The organism is Sulfurisphaera sp. (genome assembly GCF_059755235.1).
In genome coordinates, this window is the sequence record NZ_DBPRYF010000046.1 from 249,477 (window position 1) to 267,159 (window position 17,683).

A 17,683-nucleotide genomic window follows, 5' to 3' on the forward strand; every position below is an offset into this window, starting at 1 on the left:
TATCATTCAAAAGATATTATACTAGTGGGTTAAAATGCCTTATGTTGATAAAGGGGACAAGGTTTGTAAGGCAGAAATTAATTTAGAAGCCAAAAGGGATGATATAATAATAACGTATCCAGCAGTATTAAAAGTTGACAAAAATCTACTAATGTTTCCACCACTTTCCAAAATATCATCAGAATGCAATCAAGAAATCGAAAGTCCAGCATGGGTCGATGGCTATAAAGTTTCTGGGAACGAAAAAATAATATTATTTTCATCAAAAGAAACTAAACTAATCAAAGGAGAAATAGATATCTTATGCAATAAAATTCTGACTGCATTTACGCTAAAGAAAATACTTGGAGAAATTGAAATCCCAGTTAATATCGGAAAAGTCACTGGATACCCTATAGTATCAATAGATAACATACCTTTAGTGAGTATAAATAGAGATTCAATAGTAGTTTATACACCGTCAAAACTACCTATATTAAGAACGTTTTTATATTCTATTTTTTATTATATCACATCATCATCTGACGAACTAGGATAGATGTTAAGACCGAATGTAATATCTTTTCTTTTAGATGCTTGATATTCCTCTGTAGTACCTTTTGTGACTATCTCATAAAGTCTAGCAACTTTTCCATTACTTGGTCTTAGCAATCTACCTAGTCTTTGCACAAATTGCCTTCTTGAACCAGTTCCAGTTACTATGACCCCAACGCTTGCATCTGGTATATCTAACCCTTCGTCTCCAACCGTAGTCAAAACCAATATTCCAGCCTTTAGTGATCTAAATACTTTTAACAATTTTTCTCTTTCAGACTTACTTGTTTTACCTGTTATAATATAAGCGTTATATTTTCTTGCTATTTCTTCTGCCTGTTCGACATATTGGGTAAAGATCAAGATTTTATTTCCACTTTCTTTTTTTATTATGTCATCTAATGCATTTAACTTGTTTTCAGCTAAATTAACAATTTTTTTCATTTCATTATAGACTTTCATAGCTTCTATAGCGATAGAATTACCTTCCTTAACAAGCTGAAGAATCTCAGAAACTTTCTTTCCTCCAGATAGTTTCCTAAACTGGGATAGGAGTGAAGAATATTTTATTTTCTCCCTAGGGGTGAGCTCAACTCTAACTTGTATTAATTCATATGGTGCCAGAAAACCTCTCTTGATTAGCTCTTGTGGAGACTTATAGTATATCAGACCACCCATTAATTTAAATAGTTCTTCATGTTTTCCATCTTCTCTAACTGGAGTAGCAGAAAGGCCCAGTTTTTTTGATGCTATGCACTGGAGAGCTATTCGCTTAAATTTGTCTGCAGGTAAATGATGAACTTCATCAATAATTATTAGATCAAATTTCCCTACTAGGTCTTTCATATGCCTAAATGCAGTATGGTAAGTAGTTACAGTAATAGGTCTTATATTTTTTTCACCAGAATAAAATAACCCAATATCATTCTTACTAGCATCAGTAAATTTAAAAATAGAATCATACCATTGCATCATTTGATCCTTTGTAAAAGCAACTATAAGGGATGATTTCTTAACTTCAGAAAGGACAGCTATTCCAATGACTGTTTTGCCAGAGCCAGTAGGTAGAGAGATAACACCAGAACCTCTTTCTTTCCATACATTTATAGCCTCTTTTTGATAATCCCTTAGTTCGCCTCTAAAATTGATATTGAGGTCTTTTACTTGAAGTTGTAATTCCTTTATTTTTAGACCGTTTTCCTCTAGTCTATTTTTTATAAAATAATAATAATAAGGGTCTGTCACATAAATCTTGTTAAACCTATCGTATCTTAATATATCATTATCTTTATAGTCTCTTATTAAATCAAGGATAAAAACATAAGGTTTTATAATTAATTTACCGTCCTTTAACTCAAATTCAACATCATATTGAGGCAGAGATTTCGAAAGCTCGGCTATATCACTGTGACTTAATTCTACCCCTAACTCGGAGAGTGTGTCAATTATATCCTCTAGCTTAACTTTATTTCTTCTTGCCCTTTCAATATCTATAACAAATTGCGATCCATTTTGATCTCTAGTTATAAAACGTGAGAAAGTGAGTATCTTTCTAAATGTGTCTTCATCAAGCCATTGCTGTATATAAAAAGTCTTCAAGGTCACCTTTAATCACTTCAACATAAACAACTTTTATATCATTATCATACCTATTAATAAAATTCCTTAAATTAAGGATTTGGTATATAAAATAGGTATTACTAGTTTCTCCTTGTTTAAACACCCCTAACGGGCGCAATTCTTCATTAGAATACTTCTTGTCGGTATATAATAGAATATCCGTGATCTCATCAACATATGGATCAACCTTGATGATTATCCCTTCTCCATTACTGAGTGTTATACCTATAAACGTTTTACCTAACTCTTGGCATTCACTAATTCCATAAAATAAAGCCTCTTCAAATCCTTCCCACTTTATCATTTCTAATATGTCCTTAACTTTCATTGATTTTTTAATCGCTCGGAATTATTTATTAATATGTCTTACATTATCGCATTGACAACCACTAACGGTATGGAAAGCGCTAAAAAGATAGCTAAAACTTTAGTGGACGAGAGATTAGCAGCTTGTGTAAATATTGTGCCATACATAAAATCTTTTTATGTATGGGAAGGGAAAACAACAGAAGATGATGAGAGTCTATTAATTATAAAGACGGTAGAGAGTAAAAAAGACAGAGTTATTGAGAGGATAAAAGAAATTCATCCTTATACTTTACCAGAAATTATTATAATAAACTTTAATGAAGGTTTATCAGATTATTTAAAATGGATTAGTGAGAGTGTGAAAAAAGATGAAAATTGAGGTTAATGATCAATTGGTTTCTAAATTACAGAACCTTGCACTAATTGAACTAAATCCACATGAAAAAGAAAGAATAAAAAAAGATATTAAAAATATTCTCGATTTCTTTGATAAATTAAACGAAATAGATCTGTCCAGTGTAGAACCGCTTTTTCATCCAATTTCCACTGGAAAACTAAGAAAAGATGAAATACAACAGCCATTGAGTTTGGACGACGCACTTAAAAACGTTAAAAGAAAAGAAAATGGGTACATTGTAGGACCAGCAACATACGGTGAATAAAGATGATATTAGAAACAGTTGAGAGATTACGCAACAGAGATTTAGATGCTGAAGAGTACGTGGAAAAAACCTATGATAAACTATATAGAATAGAAAATAAAATAAGAGCTTTCATAACAATAAGAGATAAAGAAGAAGTTAAAAGAGAAGTAAAAGAGAAAATAAACTTGAATGGTAAACTAAGCGGTATATTGATAGCAATTAAAGACAATATATCAACTAAAGGGATTAGGACAACATGTGCGTCAAAAATGTTAGAAGACTACATTCCTCCTTATGATGCTACAGTCATAGAGAAGCTAAAGAAAGAAGGAGCAGTAATTATAGGAAAAACTAATATGGATGAGTTCGCTATGGGCTCAACGACAGAGACAAGCTATTTTGGGCCAACTAGGAATCCTTGGGACTTAGAAAGAACACCAGGTGGAAGTTCTGGAGGAAGTGGAGCAGTACTAGCTGCTGGAATAGTAGATATCGCGTTAGGAAGCGATACTGGAGGTTCTATTAGAGCTCCTGCGGCTTTTAATGGAGTGTTTGGCCTAAAGCCTTCCTATGGTACAGTAAGTAGATTTGGCTTAGTAGCATATGCTAATAGCTTAGAGCAAATCGGTCCAATGGCTAAAAATGCAGAAGACCTTTCCTTTCTTTATTCAATTATATCTGGAGATGACCCCAGAGACGCTACCACTATTTCAGCAACTCCAAAAAAAATTGAAAAGGTCGATTTAAAAGGAGTAAAAATGGGTGTCCTAAAAGATATACTTGACGCTTCAGATAAATCTGTAGTTTCTGTATTCAATAACGCATTAAATAAGCTCAGTTCTGAAGGGGTAGAAATCGAAGAGACAAAATTAGGTTATGTTGATTACGCTTTACCTGCATATTACATAATTGCTATGTCTGAAGCGAGTTCTAACTTAGCTAGATTTGATGGAGTTAGATATGGTTACAGTAAATATGGTGAAGGGAACTGGAAGGAAACTTTTGCTAAAAACAGAGAAGAAGGTTTTGGTATAGAAGTAAAGAGAAGAATACTACTTGGTAGCTTTATATTAAGTGCAGGTTATTATGAAGAATTCTATATTAAGGCATTAAAAGTCAGAAGACTAATAAGAGATAACCTCGATAATCTATTAACTAAATATGATGCTATAGTATCACCTACTATGCCTATACTACCACCAAAAATCGGCGAAGTAATAGATGACCCGATAAAGATGTATGCGATGGACTTGAATACTGTTATAGCTAATTTAGCTGGTATACCAGCCCTTTCACAACCTGCAGGGTTTTATAATAATTTACCAGTAGGTTTACAAATAATGGGTAAATATCTTTCGGATTATTATCTAATGGCATTATCTAGTAAGATAGAAAAAGTATTAAACTTGTATGACCTAACAGCTAATATAAGCTAAAATTTTTAATCCGATACGAAAAGTTTTATTGATGGTAAGTAATCTTAGAATTGATACTTTAAGTTTAATAATGAAAGAGCTAGAAAAAGAAAAATATCACATAGTTGGTAGTCATAGTGTATACAAAAAATGCCATTGGACTCATGAGGCGTTAACTTCTGGTAGATATTGTTATAAAGGAAAATTTTACGGAATAGAGAGTCACAGATGTGTGCAAATGTCACCAACAGCGGCTTGGTGTTGGTTTAGATGCGTGCATTGTTGGAGATTAGAACCTGAAGACATAGGCGTTGAATGGGATGAAACTAAGATGCCAGTAGAAGACGACCCAGATCTTATAGCGGAAAAAAGTATAGAAGAACACAAAAGAGCGGTATCCGGGTACTTTGGAAGAGAAGGAGTTGATAAGGAAAAAGCTAAAGAGGCAACAATTCCAAAACACGTTGCAATAAGCCTTACTGGAGAGCCAACATTATATGATAAACTTGGCGAGTTGATAAAAGAGTATCACAAAAGGGGTTTAACTACGTTTTTAGTAACTAGCGGAGTAAGACCTGATATCTTAGCAAGCTTAGATGAAGAACCTACACAACTATTTGTATCTCTACAAGCACCAAATGAGATAAAACACAAGATAATTAACAGACCTATAGTTGCTAACTCTTGGAATTTAGTGATGAAAACGCTAGAGATGCTACCAAGTTTTAGTTCTCCTACAGTAATAAGGATGACAATGATAAAAGGATTCAATATGAGCGATGATGATGCAAAAGAATTCGCAAAACTTATGGAAATAGCGCAACCAACCTACATAGAAGTTAAAGCGTATATGCATGTAGGTCCTTCAACTTATAGATTAAGTAAGGATGCTATGCCTAGACATTCCGAAATTAGAGAATTTTCAAAGAAGTTATCAGAATATACCGGTTACAATATTATTTCAGAGCATGTGCCAAGTAGAATAGTATTGCTAAGTAAATTAGATAAACCAATACAAATTGGAAAAGCATGGAATGATAAATGGGACTGGAGAACTAAAGATATTGATGATGACATAAATGGAGAATATAAGGAAGCGGAACTAGGATGTACAGAGGAGGGTGGAATTTGAAAAGAGACCTTATTTGCATGTAAATTATTTAAACTATTAAATACAGATAAAGTAATAACACAAACAGAGATTTCAAAAGAGACTGGACTATCACAACAAACTATATCAAGAAAACTAAAAGAACTAGAGGAAGATGGAATAATTCAAAGAATACTTACTAAAGAAGGGGAATATATTAAACTCACAGATAAGGGAGAAGAAGAACTAAAGAGTTGTATAGAAGACATGCTACAGTTAATCTTAAGGACAAGAACATTGCATATCAAAGGAAAAGTTACAAGTGGGCTAGGAGAAGGTAGAATATTCTTATCATTACCATATTACATGGAATCTTTTAAGAAATATCTAGGGTTTGAACCTTATGCCGGAACATTAAACCTTGTAATCTATGATAGGATATCATTAGAAAATAGATTAATTCTTGATGTAGCTAAAGGTATAGTAATCCCAGAACACAAGGAGCCAAATAGAGTTCTAGGAAGTGTAAAAGCATTTCCTTCATCTATTAATTCTTTATCTCCAGCAGCAATTGTAATCCCAGCAAGAACTACCCATCCTAAGAGTGTAATAGAAATAATATCTCCGTATTATTTAAGAGAAAGGTTAAGCCTCAAAGATGGTGACGAAATTTCAATAGAAGTCTACCTTTGATTACAATATCTTTTTACTATTTCTTGAATTACAGATGATGTACTTGGATGAACCCATTTGTTTATTCTTTCCTTCATCCTTATAATCTCTATGCTATCAAGTCCTCTTTTCTTTAACTCTTCTTTTAATTTTTCTATGTCGACATGTTGATCGGGGCCTAAGAATAGGATATCAGGTTTAACTCTTTCAACACTTTTTAGAAAATCATTTTCATCTCCTAAAAACGCTTCATATACATATCGTATACTTTTGACGACTTCTAATCTTTGCATTTCATCGTTTATTGGTTTTCTCCCCTTGACTTTTTCTGAATTCTTATCTCTAGCTACAGAAACATAAACTCTTCCATACATCGAGGCTTCTTTCAGAAATTCAATATGCCCCGGATGAATTATATCAAAAGTGCCTCCCACAAAGACTTTTTTAGATATTTCAGATTCAATATCTAGATTTTCATTGAATATAACTGAGTCTAAAAGACCTTCCGCGTACACAACATCAACAAGAGCTGTTTCATCATCTCCTTTATTTAAATAATATTTTGCATCCTCTGTATATTGCTTAGCTAAATCTAATACTTTTCTATATTTATCATAGATTGTGCCGGGGATTTTTTGTAGCCTTTCTTCCATGCCTTTTATATATTTTTCCGCTCTCTGCCTTATTTCATCAGACATTTTATAGCATCAACCTCCATAAAGTGTAGTTTATCTGTAGGAAATACAATAATATGGGGTGGGTCCTTAAATTTATAATTAAGTGCTTGGTCAACCGTTAAAGCAATTACCTCTTCGTCTTCACAACCTAGTCTTTGACCTATAATAACTATTCTATCATTTCTAATTAGTTCTTTATTTTCTATTTTTTCCATTTCTAATAGTATTTTTATTGCTTCATTAGCAGACATTGCTTTTTTTTCTCTCAAATCAAGGTATAGCATGGTATGTAGCCCTCTGGAGAAGTTTTCATATATAACATTGTAAGGAGTTGTATCTATCTTATTACCACTTGGATAAACTATAGTGACCGATTTACCAAATTTATAGGAGGAAAGCATAGACTTAGAAATCATATAACAATGAACAGAAACACCTGGGAGAATGAAAGTCGAATAACCTTTGTTTTTAGCTTCGACAACTAAACTAACATGAGTTGTGGCTATCATAGGATCCCCAATGGTCAATATGCATACACTCTTTTTTTCACCTAGAATTTTTAAAATTTCTCTTGTATTATTTTCTATAAAACCTCTGTCCACAACTTTAACATTACTATTAAAATTTCTAATGACTTCTTCCGTAATATCACAAGATAGAGACGTATAAGTTTCAAAGAATACTATATCACAAGACCTTATCTCTTCTATAGCTTTTTCCGTTATTAACTTTTTTGAGAGACCTAAACCTATAAGTTTAAGTACCGACATGTATTCGAACTGAAATTTATTAGTATTAAATCAAATAAAAGGGTAATGATAAGCTTAATTGATGACATTTACATTGATGAAGACCTTCCAGTGGTTTATATAAAAAGACTTAATTCTATAGTATTATCAGACGTTCACATAGGTTATGAAGAAGAAATGGCATCAAAAGGAATATTCATTCCTAAAATTCAAAAGAAAAGATTTATTAATATTATTAATAGATCTATTGATACTTTTAAAACAAATAAGATAATAATAAATGGGGATCTAAAACATTCTTTTAGCAAATTAACTAAGCAAGAGAAGACAGAATTAACAGATATTTTCCAAGAATTAAAAGAGAAAGGTATAGAAGTAATTGTTATAAAAGGAAATCATGACAACTATATTTCACTATTAACGGAAAAGTTCGATAATATAAAACTTGTGGATTCCTTGTCTATTGAAAACCTTGTTATATTTCACGGTCATACCAACATACAAGTAGAAGAAAACAAAATATACATAATAGGACATGAACATCCTAGGCTAGGATTAAGAGACAAACTAGGTTTTTTACGAAAGATGCCGTGCTTTCTGATAACACCCCTAAAAAATAATTCTAAAGTACTTATATTGCCAGCCATAGGAATATATCAAGCAGGTAACGATATTTCACTAAACCATTCTAATTATATGTCACCATTAATGAGGGAATTTTCAGTTCTAGAAAAATCAAAACCATTCGTTATAATTGAAAAAGAGGGCATAATGGAATTCCCTGAATTGTATCTTTTAAAAGACATCATGCTTTAAATAGCAATTTATAAATGTGTATTTATAAACTATTTTGCAGGTGACCTAATATATCAGAAATACCGTACAAGGGAGTAGTAAACATAGAAAATATCGTAGCTACTGTTACTCTAGATCAATCATTAGATTTATACGCTATGGAAAGAAGCGTGCCAAACGTTGAGTATGATCCAGATCAATTCCCTGGCTTAATATTTAGACTAGAGGCACCAAAGGTAACTTCACTTATATTTAAATCCGGAAAAATGGTGGTTACTGGGGCTAAGAGCACTGATGAATTAATTAAAGCAGTTAAAAGAATTATAAAAACTCTAAAGAAATATGGTATGAATCTTACTGGAAAACCAAAAATACAGATACAAAATATAGTTGCATCGGCTAATTTACACGTAATTGTTAACTTAGATAAAGCTGCTTTTCTATTAGAAAATAATATGTATGAACCGGAACAATTCCCTGGCTTAATATATAGAATGGATGATCCAAGAGTCGTTTTATTGATCTTTAGTAGCGGGAAAATGGTTATTACTGGGGCTAAGAGAGAAGAAGAAGTACATAAAGCCGTTAAGAAAATCTTCGATAAATTAGTTGAATTAGAGTGCGTAAAACCGTTTGAAGAAGAAGAGTTAGAGTTTTAAGCAACTAAATGTAGATGTTACGCATGACACTAAAACACGATAAATATATTTACGTGCAATTAGACAAAAACAAATTTGCTAAAATAAGATATATAAAATCATATGAAAAAGCTGAAAAAAGCAATGATGTAAATGCCTACGTGCTCTTGAATAAAATAGTAACTAGAGCAAGTAGAAAAGCAAAAATTGTTAAAAAAGAAGATCTACCAATAGAGATAAGAGATAAATTACCAAGATAATTTTATTTCAAATGTTTTTCAATCATAGAGAATGCTACATATAATGAAACTAACCCTATAGTCGTTATTGAAAGAAGAATTATTGTTTGAAGTATAGTTTGACTTTCTAAATTTTTAGGTATTAATAATATCATTAAATATATCATTATAACCGAAATTATTCTAAATACATCATGCCAGACCCTTATATCTCTATTCGTAATTTTGCTTATTGCCTTAGCTCCAAATAAAACTACTATAGCAAATGTAACAAAAGGAAGTATTGTGTTCAGAATTTCTATAAAAGACGAAGATGAGGAAAGGTCTTTTATAGATACAGCTACATAATAACCTTCTATTATGCCTATTATAGTAGATATTATCGATATTATTGCAGCAATAACCATAATAGTTGAATTTTCCCACCACTGTTCAATATATTCGTCTATTCTAAGTCCTCTTCCTAATAATGCTATGCCAATGATTATTAGTATCGATGGAGTTGCATAGGCCGTTAAATTAAGCAAGGAAAATATTCCTACTACGACTAAAATTAATCCCGGAACACCTAAAAAAAACCTAGCAAATCTAGGTTCAGAGACGGCTTTCTTGATGTATTTACCTAATAATACATAAGTCTCCTCTATTCCTCTATACTGCTCTACCAATACTCTCTCTATACCAATAACTTTTAACTTAGACTGAATTATAGGGATTGCTTTTGCATCTTCTGGGCTATCATAAACTATTATTGCTTCTTCCGCTTTTGTAGCGTTTATTGCTTCATCTAATTTTCTTGAAAAATCTATTTGACTTTCCACATTATTTTTATCTGAGCCAGAAATAAATGCGATCTCTACATCCATGTTATCTTTTTTTAATTTTTTGAAAATATTGTAAGCCACTACCATTGTGTTAAAATCTGAATCTGTAGGAATTGACTCTGAAGCTACATTTATCGCTTTTTCGACGCCCTCTTCCCCTATTATAGGAGTTGTAAGTCCTATTCTACCTAAGTCATCGTCAATATCAACGTATATTACCAGAATCTTGCTCATTATTATCTTTATCATTGTAGTACAGTATTAAAAGTTCATCAAAAGTTAACCTCTTGTTATTCTTTAGCTTCTCTTCAGCCTTCTTACGCTTACTCTCTATTACTTCTTTATCCATATTCTTCAGCTGTTGTTCATATACCTCATTAACATTCCTAGATTTCAGTGTTTCTCTTATTTTATTGAGATCTTCTCTATATTTCTTTAACTCCTCTTTTTTTGCGTTAATTTTATTTTTAAGATCATTATTTTTGTTCGCAAGTTCATTAAGTTGATTATTAAGTGCTTCTATTTCTTTCACTATAGCATCTCTTTGACTCTTTAATTGTTGATATATTTTTATTTTTTCACTTATTTGATTTCTTAATTCAACTATACGCTGTCTAATGGTAGATAATTCAACCCTTTTTGCCAATAATTCAGCTCTGCTCTCATTAGTTTTCTCTTTTATTTGAGCCAATTTCTTTGCTACTTCTAGTTTTTTCTCAAGGTTAGCTATTCTAAGTATAATTTTCTTTTCCTCATCTAGTGGCAAACTAGATGTTTGGAGTTTCCATTCTAATTGTTCAATTTTTCTTAAAATTTGTGATGGGTCTAGTTTTTCTTTTACTTTATCAACGTTTTTAACTTGTTCGAATTCTTTTTTAAGTTCATTAATTACTTGGAGCAGGCTCTGTCTTTGAGTAGAAAGCTGTTTAATTTCCTCGCTTTTAGCCTTTAACTCCTCTCTTAACTGTTGTAATTGAGTTCTTATCTCTCCAAGCTTGGTTATTTTTTCTATTTTTTTATCCTTAAGTTTTCTTATATCTTCTATTACTTTTTCTCTTTGTTCCCTTAACTTTCTTAATTCTTCAGAAGCCTTGGATAATTTTTGTTGAATCTCCTCTTCAGATTCAATTGAGTCGCTCATCTGAATATCACTATTATCCAAAGTTATTATAGTTATTTCTACTTTCGAATTTAAGCTTTTAATCCAATAATCTTAATCCTAAGCTTAATAATACCTCATCTTCTTTTACTAGAGTATTATTATAAATAGTATCTAATATAATAACTACGATAGTATTCTTGTGACAAAAATTAAACTTGTTGAAATAGGAGAGTATTATAAAGATACGTTAAATGATAAATGGTTATTAAAAGGAAATCCCAAAGTGGATTATGCATCCCAAGAGTATAGTAATAAAATCTTGGTGGATGGGAAAGGTAATAAAGTAGGTAAAATACTTGAAATTATAGGAAATACTGAAGAACCATATGTACTAGTTCTACCTTTAACTAACAAAAAGCCAGAAGGAAAACTATACGTTCAGTTTAGAGAAAAAAGAGGTGGAAAAAGATGAAATGCCCTAATTGCGGTAACGATAGTATAACTTTCGATGCTTCAAGAGGTTCATATATTTGCACAAGTTGTGGTTATGTATTAGATGATTATGTAATTGATCAAGGACCAGAATGGAGAGCTTACACAGAAGAAGACAGATTAGAAAGAGAAAGAACAGGATCTCCGATGACTGCGAAAGTTCATGACTGGGGACTAACTACAAGAATAGGTTACTCTAGAGCGAAAGATAAGGCTAAAATACAAAGGCTAAGGATAATTCAGAATAAACTAAGAGTGTCTGCGAAGGATAGAAAACTAGTTACATATTTGTCCGTTCTGAATAATGAAGCAGCAAAGTTAAACCTACCTGAATATGTAAAAGAGACCGCGTCATTACTAGTAAGAAGAATAATCGAAGAGGGGAAAGCAAAAAGAATAGATATGTACGTTCTAATAGCCGCAGTACTATATTATTCTTGTCAAGTAAACAAAATACCTAAATCGTTACAAGAAATAAAGAATAATTATGGTATCACATCAAGCGATTTATGGAAAGCCTTAGATAGAGTACAGAAAGTAGCTAAAAGTTCACTAGAATTCAAGCCTAATATAAAGCCTACAGAATATATACCAAAGATTGTAGAAAAATTAAACTTACCACCTTATGTTTCTACCAAAGCTTCAGAACTTCTAAGTATAATGCATAAACATGGATTAACTAGCGGAAAAGGTTATACCGCATTAGCCGCAGCAAGTGTTTATTTAGTTAGTACACTTATGGATGTAAAGAAAACACAAAAAGATATTGCTAATACGCTAAATATAACTGAAGTTACTATAAGGAACAGATATAAGGAGATTATATCAAATTTCGACATAGAGGTAAAACTTTAAAAGACAATAAAGTAAATAAGCAAGTTTTACAATATATAAATATAGCCAACACGGTGATTATATGGAAACATCTACATCATCATACGAGGAACTAGCTTTTCAAAAGATAAAAGAAACTGGAGATAATGGATTACCTCAGAAAGATCTTATCAAAGAACTTGGCCTCTCTACAAAAGAGGCTAGCCTTATAATTAAAAAACTTATTGAAAAGAAGAGAGTAATCAAAAGATCTGTAAAAGAGAATGGTAAGAGCATAATAAAATTATTTGCAATAGATGATGACGGGATAGACATCTATGTCTCTCTCTCCTCAATTATAGAGATTCCATGTTATACATGCAAGAATCTTAAAAAGTGTGGTAATGGAAGTTATATATCTCCGTCAACATGTCCTCAATTATCTAAATATCTCCTCTCCAATACCAAATTAGCTAGTTGATTTTTTAATACACAAAGTTAACTCATCTATTTCTTTATCACTTTTTATAGCTCTATAATCGAAATGAGTAATAGATGCGTCATTAAGGCACTTTATTAAGTTTTCTTTTTTAGGTATATTACTCTTAATTTTTGACGCTATAAAATCTAATCTGTAATAAGGAGTTTTATATTTAGATTCTTCATATATAGTATCTAAGAGTTTTTCCAATATTACATAATTTTCTAAGTAATCAAAATTTTTCATATTATCCCTTATCTTCATCAGAAAATCTTTATCCCATAGCTCTCCACTCCATGCAGGACCATAAACTCTCATATCACTTTTGCATCTAGGACATTTCTTTTTTCCTAATTCATCATCTATCTCTCTAAAACCGCAATTAGGGCATTCATAATAATATTTTTGTTTTTTCAATAACTCGTCTGCTTTCTTTGCACCGTTTTCTACTCTAAATAATACCCTGTAATAATAATCGTGATAGAGAGAAAAAATTGGATAAACAGCTTTTTCAATGATGGAAGCCTCTCTTATAACTTTAGCTATAAGTCCTCTAATTCCAAGCTCCTTCGAAAATGATAACCTTTCACAGATTAAATCATACTTTCTTCTTGCTGAAAACTTAGAAGAGCACTCCAAAGCTGATAAATCTGTTGCAGTAAAAGCTACGTAGCCTTTACTTATTACTGTATTTATTGATGATAAAATAAAAGGAGCCGGAGAGCCAAAAGGGTCTATATCTACGTATTCTGTTTTTACTTCATATAGAAGAGAGTTTGCATCCCTATTAGTTACTTCCGCTACTACATTATTTCTTTTTATATTTTCATTTATTAGTTTTACAGCTATAGGATTTTTATCATTTAATATAAGCTTATCTATATTACCAATCTCTACATAATATCTAATGCCTCTAATTCCAGATGCTGAAAGTGCATCAACAACACTTTTGGGTTTTATGTGACTCAAAAGTAGTACACTTAAATCTCTATTTAATTTCATTCTAGGATTGTAAAATACAGGAGCCCAACTAGGATCAAATTTACCATTTTTTTCATAATCTTTCGGATTCGGAACAAGTATTGATGCTTTGCCCTCTTTGACTTCAATCAAATTCATAGTTCATAATTTCGTTTTCAACTATAGTATTAAAGTCCTCTTTTTCATATGTTTTTTTATTTTTATTATCCTTAACAACAATTATTAGTTCAGAATTCATTTTTTCACTAATTTTTTTAGCCTCATTAAATTTGATCAAGGACTTTGAAGGGTTTTCCGTTTCTATAGAAAAGAACATCTTTTTTTCCTCCTTTGACGCTATTATATCGACTGCAGTAAAATTCATACTAGCGATTCTAAAACCTTTTTCTGAAAGTTTGCTAATTATTTTACCTTGAGTTGTTGAACTTGATGAATTCTCGGCTTCCGAATTTATCTCATTTATTCTAAAATTATTAAGAATATCTCCTAAAATATCTTCTCCGAAAATTTCAACTAGTTTTTCTGCAATATCTATAGAGACATAAGAGTCTTCTTTTTCATATTCATAAATTGATATTCTAGAGACACCCAAAGTTTGTGCAATTTCACCCAAACTTAAGCCCATTTCTTCTCTTCTCTTTTTTAGTTCTTTTGAGTTAATCTTAACAAAAATTCCTCCTCTGGTCTTGTAAAGAAAGACTTTTTCACCGTCTAGGATTTTCTCAAAAGTGTTTATATTCATTTCGAAAACGTTACCTTTATCATTTATTACTTCTTGTTCTGTGGTATCATCTATCATTATAGGAATACCAATACCAATTTTTGCTACGTTCTGAAGATCGGACTTGATTTTTGCGACTTTTTTACTCCTTAGAATTTTTACTACTATTCTATTATTATTATTTATAGCTATTAAATCGATAGACTTTTCCCTTTTATCGGGGTAGTTAATCATAGAATATTCCAAAGATCTCTTTACTAATAACTCAGCAACTCTATCAATAGTATCCATACTCATTCGCCTCATTTCCCATATTCATAGGGCTTAATGTTATAATTATTAAAGATTTATACTCTTTTATTAATTTTTCAACATCACCAACACGCAATCCTAAGCTAATATCCTTGTTAAGTATTATAGACAACGCTTTCTTTTCCCAATCACTACCATTTACTAAATATTCGCCTGGAGTCAAAGTCTTTACAATAACAAAAGGAACTTTAACCAGTGACCACAAATAGATTGGAATTGTGTGAGAGAGTTTATTTATCTCTTCTTTATTAAGCTCTTGTGTAAAACCTCCATTTAATTTAATTTCCAATTTACCATCTAATGCTTCTCTAATGGTTACAAATTCTTGAGGATAAAAACTTAAAAAATTCTTTAAACCAATTTCAAATATTTTATCTATCATTCATTTTCCCTTATATTTTCCTAACACCATAGCATGATCTTTATCATAAGGATCTAGCTGAATTACTTGAATTACATCAAAGTTAGCTTCTTTCAACTTATTTACTTCTGCTTCATATATCTCTGTAGGTTCTTTCGTAACATCTATGCTTCTAGCTTTTATGGCCATCATCATATAACCTCCTTCTTTCAAGAAGTACCTTGAGTTATATAATGCGATTTCGGTTTCATTTGGTTGTGCTATGTCAACATATACTACATCGACGTCTTCTATCAATGTTCTATAATGCTGGGGGAATCTTGCATCTGCAACAATTGGGAAAAGATTAGGTCTATGTTGGGCAACAAGTAATAGCTCCCTAACAACTCTGGGAGAGAATTCAACTCCATATACTTTTCCTTCAAGTTCGACAATATCAGAGATATGACTTGGAGTAGTACCAGATGCTGCACCTAAATAAAGTACTTTAGTACCTTTAGTTATAGGATTTTGCTTTAATCCTTTAAGAATTGCACCACCAAGCTTACTTCTAAAGGCATTCCATTCCCTATATTCTACCCCTTCTACTTTAATAAGTCTCTCCCCATATACATTATAGCCAGGTGCTAAATTCTTAGTGCAAAGTCTTGTAGTTCCGTCATTAAATTCGCATTGGAAAATGTTCTCAAACTCAGTTTTTGATAACTTAACTAATTCTGACATAATTTTCATCTCCTACCTTTTCTTTTACCTTTTCCTCCTTTTTTACCTTTTCCTCCCTCTCTCTTTTCTTCTCTTGGTTTTTGTTCAGGAGCCTTTCTGGGTGGGGGCTGAGCATATTTAGTCTTGATCTCTTCAATTCTTTTCTTTAACTCTTCATTTAGCTTATCTCCTATAAATCTTCCACTGAATGCATCCACTCTTGCCGCTATTGCCAACTTAGCAGCTAAAGCTCTAGCAATTTTACCTCTTTGCCATCTTGGCGAACTATGAATTGCAGGGTATTGGAATATAACACCATGTTTTGGTGGTCTTCCTCCTTTTCTCAAAGCCCTAAATAACGCTTTCTCTGCACCTAAAACTTGAATTGTGCTAGCAGGCATTTTAGCTAAGTCTTCTAAACTTCCTGCAATGCTCAGAAGTCTTGCTCCAAGTGTTGGGCCTACTAGCGCTGTAATGTTAGGAGCTACCTCTCTCATAACTGATTCTATATAATCTGTCAAATCTGCTCTAATCTTATAAAGATCTAGAATCGTATCGCTTAACATTCTTATTGCTTTAATATCAACATCCGATATATCTGCACCAATACTTTTCTTTGCAGCATCCAAAATCTTTATAGCAAAGTCTTTACTTACACCGAGTTCATTAAGTCCTTCATCACTTATCTCATCTCTATAACCGAATTTTGATACTATGGAAGAATACATCTGATGATCTTCAATTAACTTGTCAAGTTCTGGGAAATGTATACTGTACCATTCTCTTAATCTTTCTGAGAAGAGATTAATAGTCTTATCAATATCATCTATAGCTCTAATAGCTTGAATTGCTAATAAGTCCCTTTTACTTGCTGCGCTTCTTAGTTTTCTTCTAGTGTATTCAAAAGAAACGTCATATAGAAATGAATACAATTCGCTTTCAGAAGAAGAAAACTTAGTCTCCAAAGCAACTTTAGGTAACGATTGTCTGAATATTTTGCTCCCTAAATTATGTATTTCATAAGTTGCTTTGACCCCTAATTGTTGTAAACTTGGGATTTCAGCTTCATTTTCTACTACAACTTCACTTGGTTTTAATTTCTGTATTAACTCTACAGCAGTAGGCAAAGGGGCTCCTTCTTCATTTTCAATTAATGCCTCAACAACTTTGCCTAGATCTTTGCTACTTAGCACATAATCTACCAACTTTCCCTGCTCATCATAGGCAAATGAGCCTATTGCATGTTCAACGATATATACTTTCATCAGTAATCAAATCAACTATTAGCATTTAAGTTTAAATTTTTCTTCGTATATTATTTAGTAACATGCCATCCCACGGATCGCTCACAAAAGCTGGAAAAGTAAGAAATGCAACACCAAAAATGCCTAAAAAAGAAAAGCATAAAGAAGTTCCAAGAGTAAGGAATAGAATAGAATATGAAAAAAGAGTTGTAAAAGCAAAACAATCAAGGCGTGCAGCTGCTAGATAAATGTTTTTATCTGTTTTTAT

General features: G+C 31.8%; 23 protein-coding genes and 1 pseudogene. 13 read left to right on the forward strand and 11 right to left on the reverse strand.

The window, feature by feature from the left end; translation table 11 throughout:
• Positions 1-34: 34 nt before the first annotated feature.
• The gene (locus AC3OCB_RS08330; RefSeq protein ID WP_498341908.1) at positions 35-538 is read left to right on the forward strand and encodes a hypothetical protein; all 504 of its coding nucleotides are present in this window, start codon (positions 35-37) and stop codon (positions 536-538) included.
• Here AC3OCB_RS08330 and AC3OCB_RS08335 read toward each other — a convergent pair.
• Entirely contained in the window at positions 505-2,139 is a 1,635-nt protein-coding gene (locus AC3OCB_RS08335; protein WP_498341910.1) for a DEAD/DEAH box helicase, read from the reverse strand. The two genes, AC3OCB_RS08330 and AC3OCB_RS08335, sit on opposite strands and share 34 nt — an antisense overlap.
• A complete protein-coding gene (locus AC3OCB_RS08340) occupies positions 2,102-2,482 on the reverse strand; it encodes a hypothetical protein (RefSeq protein ID WP_498341911.1) in 381 nt (126 codons plus the stop codon). The genes AC3OCB_RS08335 and AC3OCB_RS08340 overlap by 38 nt, the downstream gene beginning before the upstream one ends.
• 33 nt (positions 2,483-2,515) lie before the next feature.
• Here AC3OCB_RS08340 and cutA point away from each other — a divergent pair, with 33 nt between their 5' ends.
• The 5 genes and pseudogenes from cutA to AC3OCB_RS08365 form a co-directional block, all read left to right on the forward strand.
• Positions 2,516-2,842, forward strand: a complete 327-nt coding sequence (gene cutA / locus AC3OCB_RS08345) for a divalent-cation tolerance protein CutA (protein ID WP_498341912.1) — start codon at positions 2,516-2,518, stop codon at positions 2,840-2,842.
• Positions 2,832-3,125, forward strand: coding sequence for an Asp-tRNA(Asn) amidotransferase subunit GatC (gatC, locus tag AC3OCB_RS08350; RefSeq protein WP_498341913.1), 294 nt, complete (start codon positions 2,832-2,834; stop codon positions 3,123-3,125). The genes cutA and gatC overlap by 11 nt, the downstream gene beginning before the upstream one ends.
• Before the next feature lie 2 nt (positions 3,126-3,127).
• On the forward strand, positions 3,128-4,543 hold the full coding sequence (gene gatA, locus AC3OCB_RS08355; RefSeq protein ID WP_498341915.1) for an Asp-tRNA(Asn)/Glu-tRNA(Gln) amidotransferase subunit GatA: 1,416 nt from the start codon (positions 3,128-3,130) through the stop codon (positions 4,541-4,543).
• Positions 4,544-4,574: 31 nt separating this feature from the next.
• Positions 4,575-5,654, forward strand: coding sequence for a 4-demethylwyosine synthase TYW1 (twy1, locus tag AC3OCB_RS08360; protein WP_498341916.1), 1,080 nt, complete (start codon positions 4,575-4,577; stop codon positions 5,652-5,654).
• A gap of 21 nt (positions 5,655-5,675) precedes the next feature.
• A pseudogene (locus AC3OCB_RS08365) lies at positions 5,676-6,305 on the forward strand (DUF120 domain-containing protein); the annotation flags it as partial.
• Here AC3OCB_RS08365 and AC3OCB_RS08370 read toward each other — a convergent pair.
• On the reverse strand, positions 6,296-6,982 hold the full coding sequence (locus AC3OCB_RS08370) for a DUF357 domain-containing protein (protein WP_498341917.1): 687 nt from the start codon (positions 6,980-6,982) through the stop codon (positions 6,296-6,298). The pseudogene AC3OCB_RS08365 and the gene AC3OCB_RS08370 overlap by 10 nt on opposite strands.
• Positions 6,967-7,731, reverse strand: coding sequence for a diphthine synthase (dph5, locus tag AC3OCB_RS08375; RefSeq protein ID WP_498341919.1), 765 nt, complete (start codon positions 7,729-7,731; stop codon positions 6,967-6,969). Before dph5 ends, AC3OCB_RS08370 begins: the two co-directional genes overlap by 16 nt.
• A gap of 45 nt (positions 7,732-7,776) precedes the next feature.
• Between dph5 and AC3OCB_RS08380 the strand changes: the two genes are divergently transcribed.
• Genes AC3OCB_RS08380 through AC3OCB_RS08390 form a run of 3 tightly spaced genes read left to right on the forward strand, consistent with a single transcriptional unit; the run spans position 7,777 to position 9,403 of the window.
• Complete coding sequence (locus AC3OCB_RS08380) at positions 7,777-8,526, forward strand: metallophosphoesterase (protein ID WP_498341920.1); 750 nt, start codon at positions 7,777-7,779, stop codon at positions 8,524-8,526.
• Between the two features lie 59 nt (positions 8,527-8,585).
• On the forward strand, positions 8,586-9,164 hold the full coding sequence (locus AC3OCB_RS08385; protein ID WP_498341981.1) for a TATA-box-binding protein: 579 nt from the start codon (positions 8,586-8,588) through the stop codon (positions 9,162-9,164).
• A gap of 23 nt (positions 9,165-9,187) precedes the next feature.
• Positions 9,188-9,403 (forward strand): DUF5622 domain-containing protein, encoded by a 216-nt coding sequence (locus AC3OCB_RS08390; RefSeq protein WP_498341921.1) that lies wholly within the window; start codon positions 9,188-9,190, stop codon positions 9,401-9,403.
• Positions 9,404-9,405: 2 nt separating this feature from the next.
• Here AC3OCB_RS08390 and AC3OCB_RS08395 read toward each other — a convergent pair whose 3' ends face one another.
• On the reverse strand, positions 9,406-10,455 hold the full coding sequence (locus tag AC3OCB_RS08395) for a DUF373 family protein (protein ID WP_498341922.1): 1,050 nt from the start codon (positions 10,453-10,455) through the stop codon (positions 9,406-9,408).
• Entirely contained in the window at positions 10,412-11,347 is a 936-nt protein-coding gene (locus AC3OCB_RS08400) for a coiled-coil protein (RefSeq protein WP_498341923.1), read from the reverse strand. The genes AC3OCB_RS08395 and AC3OCB_RS08400 overlap by 44 nt, the downstream gene beginning before the upstream one ends.
• Before the next feature lie 160 nt (positions 11,348-11,507).
• Here AC3OCB_RS08400 and AC3OCB_RS08405 point away from each other — a divergent pair, with 160 nt between their 5' ends.
• From AC3OCB_RS08405 to AC3OCB_RS08415, 3 genes are all read left to right on the forward strand, one after another.
• A complete protein-coding gene (locus AC3OCB_RS08405; RefSeq protein ID WP_498341924.1) occupies positions 11,508-11,780 on the forward strand; it encodes a Gar1/Naf1 family protein in 273 nt (90 codons plus the stop codon).
• Positions 11,777-12,655 (forward strand): transcription initiation factor IIB, encoded by an 879-nt coding sequence (locus tag AC3OCB_RS08410; protein WP_498341925.1) that lies wholly within the window; start codon positions 11,777-11,779, stop codon positions 12,653-12,655. The genes AC3OCB_RS08405 and AC3OCB_RS08410 overlap by 4 nt, the downstream gene beginning before the upstream one ends.
• 61 nt (positions 12,656-12,716) lie before the next feature.
• The gene (locus tag AC3OCB_RS08415; protein ID WP_498341926.1) at positions 12,717-13,094 is read left to right on the forward strand and encodes a winged helix-turn-helix domain-containing protein; all 378 of its coding nucleotides are present in this window, start codon (positions 12,717-12,719) and stop codon (positions 13,092-13,094) included.
• Here AC3OCB_RS08415 and AC3OCB_RS08420 read toward each other — a convergent pair.
• Genes AC3OCB_RS08420 through AC3OCB_RS08440 form a run of 5 tightly spaced genes read right to left on the reverse strand, consistent with a single transcriptional unit; the run spans position 13,083 to position 17,436 of the window.
• Positions 13,083-14,213 (reverse strand): tRNA (guanine(26)-N(2))-dimethyltransferase, encoded by a 1,131-nt coding sequence (locus tag AC3OCB_RS08420; protein ID WP_498341927.1) that lies wholly within the window; start codon positions 14,211-14,213, stop codon positions 13,083-13,085. The genes AC3OCB_RS08415 and AC3OCB_RS08420 overlap by 12 nt on opposite strands.
• A complete protein-coding gene (locus AC3OCB_RS08425) occupies positions 14,200-15,087 on the reverse strand; it encodes a helix-turn-helix domain-containing protein (RefSeq protein WP_498341928.1) in 888 nt (295 codons plus the stop codon). Before AC3OCB_RS08425 ends, AC3OCB_RS08420 begins: the two co-directional genes overlap by 14 nt.
• Positions 15,074-15,490 (reverse strand): DUF61 family protein, encoded by a 417-nt coding sequence (locus AC3OCB_RS08430; protein WP_498341929.1) that lies wholly within the window; start codon positions 15,488-15,490, stop codon positions 15,074-15,076. The genes AC3OCB_RS08425 and AC3OCB_RS08430 overlap by 14 nt, the downstream gene beginning before the upstream one ends.
• Positions 15,491-16,192, reverse strand: a complete 702-nt coding sequence (locus tag AC3OCB_RS08435; RefSeq protein ID WP_498341930.1) for a fibrillarin-like rRNA/tRNA 2'-O-methyltransferase — start codon at positions 16,190-16,192, stop codon at positions 15,491-15,493.
• A 5-nt stretch (positions 16,193-16,197) separates the two neighbouring features.
• Positions 16,198-17,436, reverse strand: a complete 1,239-nt coding sequence (locus AC3OCB_RS08440) for a C/D box methylation guide ribonucleoprotein complex aNOP56 subunit (RefSeq protein ID WP_498341931.1) — start codon at positions 17,434-17,436, stop codon at positions 16,198-16,200.
• Between the two features lie 62 nt (positions 17,437-17,498).
• On the opposite strand from AC3OCB_RS08440, the gene AC3OCB_RS08445 reads away from it, so the two are divergent.
• A complete protein-coding gene (locus AC3OCB_RS08445; RefSeq protein ID WP_498341932.1) occupies positions 17,499-17,663 on the forward strand; it encodes a 30S ribosomal protein S30e in 165 nt (54 codons plus the stop codon).
• Positions 17,664-17,683: the final 20 nt, after the last annotated feature.

Bases quoted from the DNA above. Each gene is read 5' to 3' on its own strand.
- AC3OCB_RS08330 (WP_498341908.1), top strand. From the start codon at position 35: ATGCCTTATGTTGATAAAGGGGACAAGGTTTGTAAGGCAGAAATTAAT.
- AC3OCB_RS08340 (WP_498341911.1), bottom strand. From the start codon at position 2,482: ATGAAAGTTAAGGACATATTAGAAATGATAAAGTGGGAAGGATTTGAA.
- cutA (WP_498341912.1), top strand. From the start codon at position 2,516: ATGTCTTACATTATCGCATTGACAACCACTAACGGTATGGAAAGCGCT.
- gatC (WP_498341913.1), top strand. From the start codon at position 2,832: ATGAAAATTGAGGTTAATGATCAATTGGTTTCTAAATTACAGAACCTT.
- gatA (WP_498341915.1), top strand. From the start codon at position 3,128: ATGATATTAGAAACAGTTGAGAGATTACGCAACAGAGATTTAGATGCT.
- twy1 (WP_498341916.1), top strand. From the start codon at position 4,575: ATGGTAAGTAATCTTAGAATTGATACTTTAAGTTTAATAATGAAAGAG.
- AC3OCB_RS08370 (WP_498341917.1), bottom strand. From the start codon at position 6,982: ATGTCTGATGAAATAAGGCAGAGAGCGGAAAAATATATAAAAGGCATG.
- dph5 (WP_498341919.1), bottom strand. From the start codon at position 7,731: ATGTCGGTACTTAAACTTATAGGTTTAGGTCTCTCAAAAAAGTTAATA.
- AC3OCB_RS08380 (WP_498341920.1), top strand. From the start codon at position 7,777: ATGATAAGCTTAATTGATGACATTTACATTGATGAAGACCTTCCAGTG.
- AC3OCB_RS08390 (WP_498341921.1), top strand. From the start codon at position 9,188: ATGACACTAAAACACGATAAATATATTTACGTGCAATTAGACAAAAAC.
- AC3OCB_RS08395 (WP_498341922.1), bottom strand. From the start codon at position 10,455: ATGATAAAGATAATAATGAGCAAGATTCTGGTAATATACGTTGATATT.
- AC3OCB_RS08400 (WP_498341923.1), bottom strand. From the start codon at position 11,347: ATGAGCGACTCAATTGAATCTGAAGAGGAGATTCAACAAAAATTATCC.
- AC3OCB_RS08410 (WP_498341925.1), top strand. From the start codon at position 11,777: ATGAAATGCCCTAATTGCGGTAACGATAGTATAACTTTCGATGCTTCA.
- AC3OCB_RS08415 (WP_498341926.1), top strand. From the start codon at position 12,717: ATGGAAACATCTACATCATCATACGAGGAACTAGCTTTTCAAAAGATA.
- AC3OCB_RS08420 (WP_498341927.1), bottom strand. From the start codon at position 14,213: ATGAATTTGATTGAAGTCAAAGAGGGCAAAGCATCAATACTTGTTCCG.
- AC3OCB_RS08425 (WP_498341928.1), bottom strand. From the start codon at position 15,087: ATGGATACTATTGATAGAGTTGCTGAGTTATTAGTAAAGAGATCTTTG.
- AC3OCB_RS08430 (WP_498341929.1), bottom strand. From the start codon at position 15,490: ATGATAGATAAAATATTTGAAATTGGTTTAAAGAATTTTTTAAGTTTT.
- AC3OCB_RS08435 (WP_498341930.1), bottom strand. From the start codon at position 16,192: ATGTCAGAATTAGTTAAGTTATCAAAAACTGAGTTTGAGAACATTTTC.
- AC3OCB_RS08440 (WP_498341931.1), bottom strand. From the start codon at position 17,436: ATGAAAGTATATATCGTTGAACATGCAATAGGCTCATTTGCCTATGAT.
- AC3OCB_RS08445 (WP_498341932.1), top strand. From the start codon at position 17,499: ATGCCATCCCACGGATCGCTCACAAAAGCTGGAAAAGTAAGAAATGCA.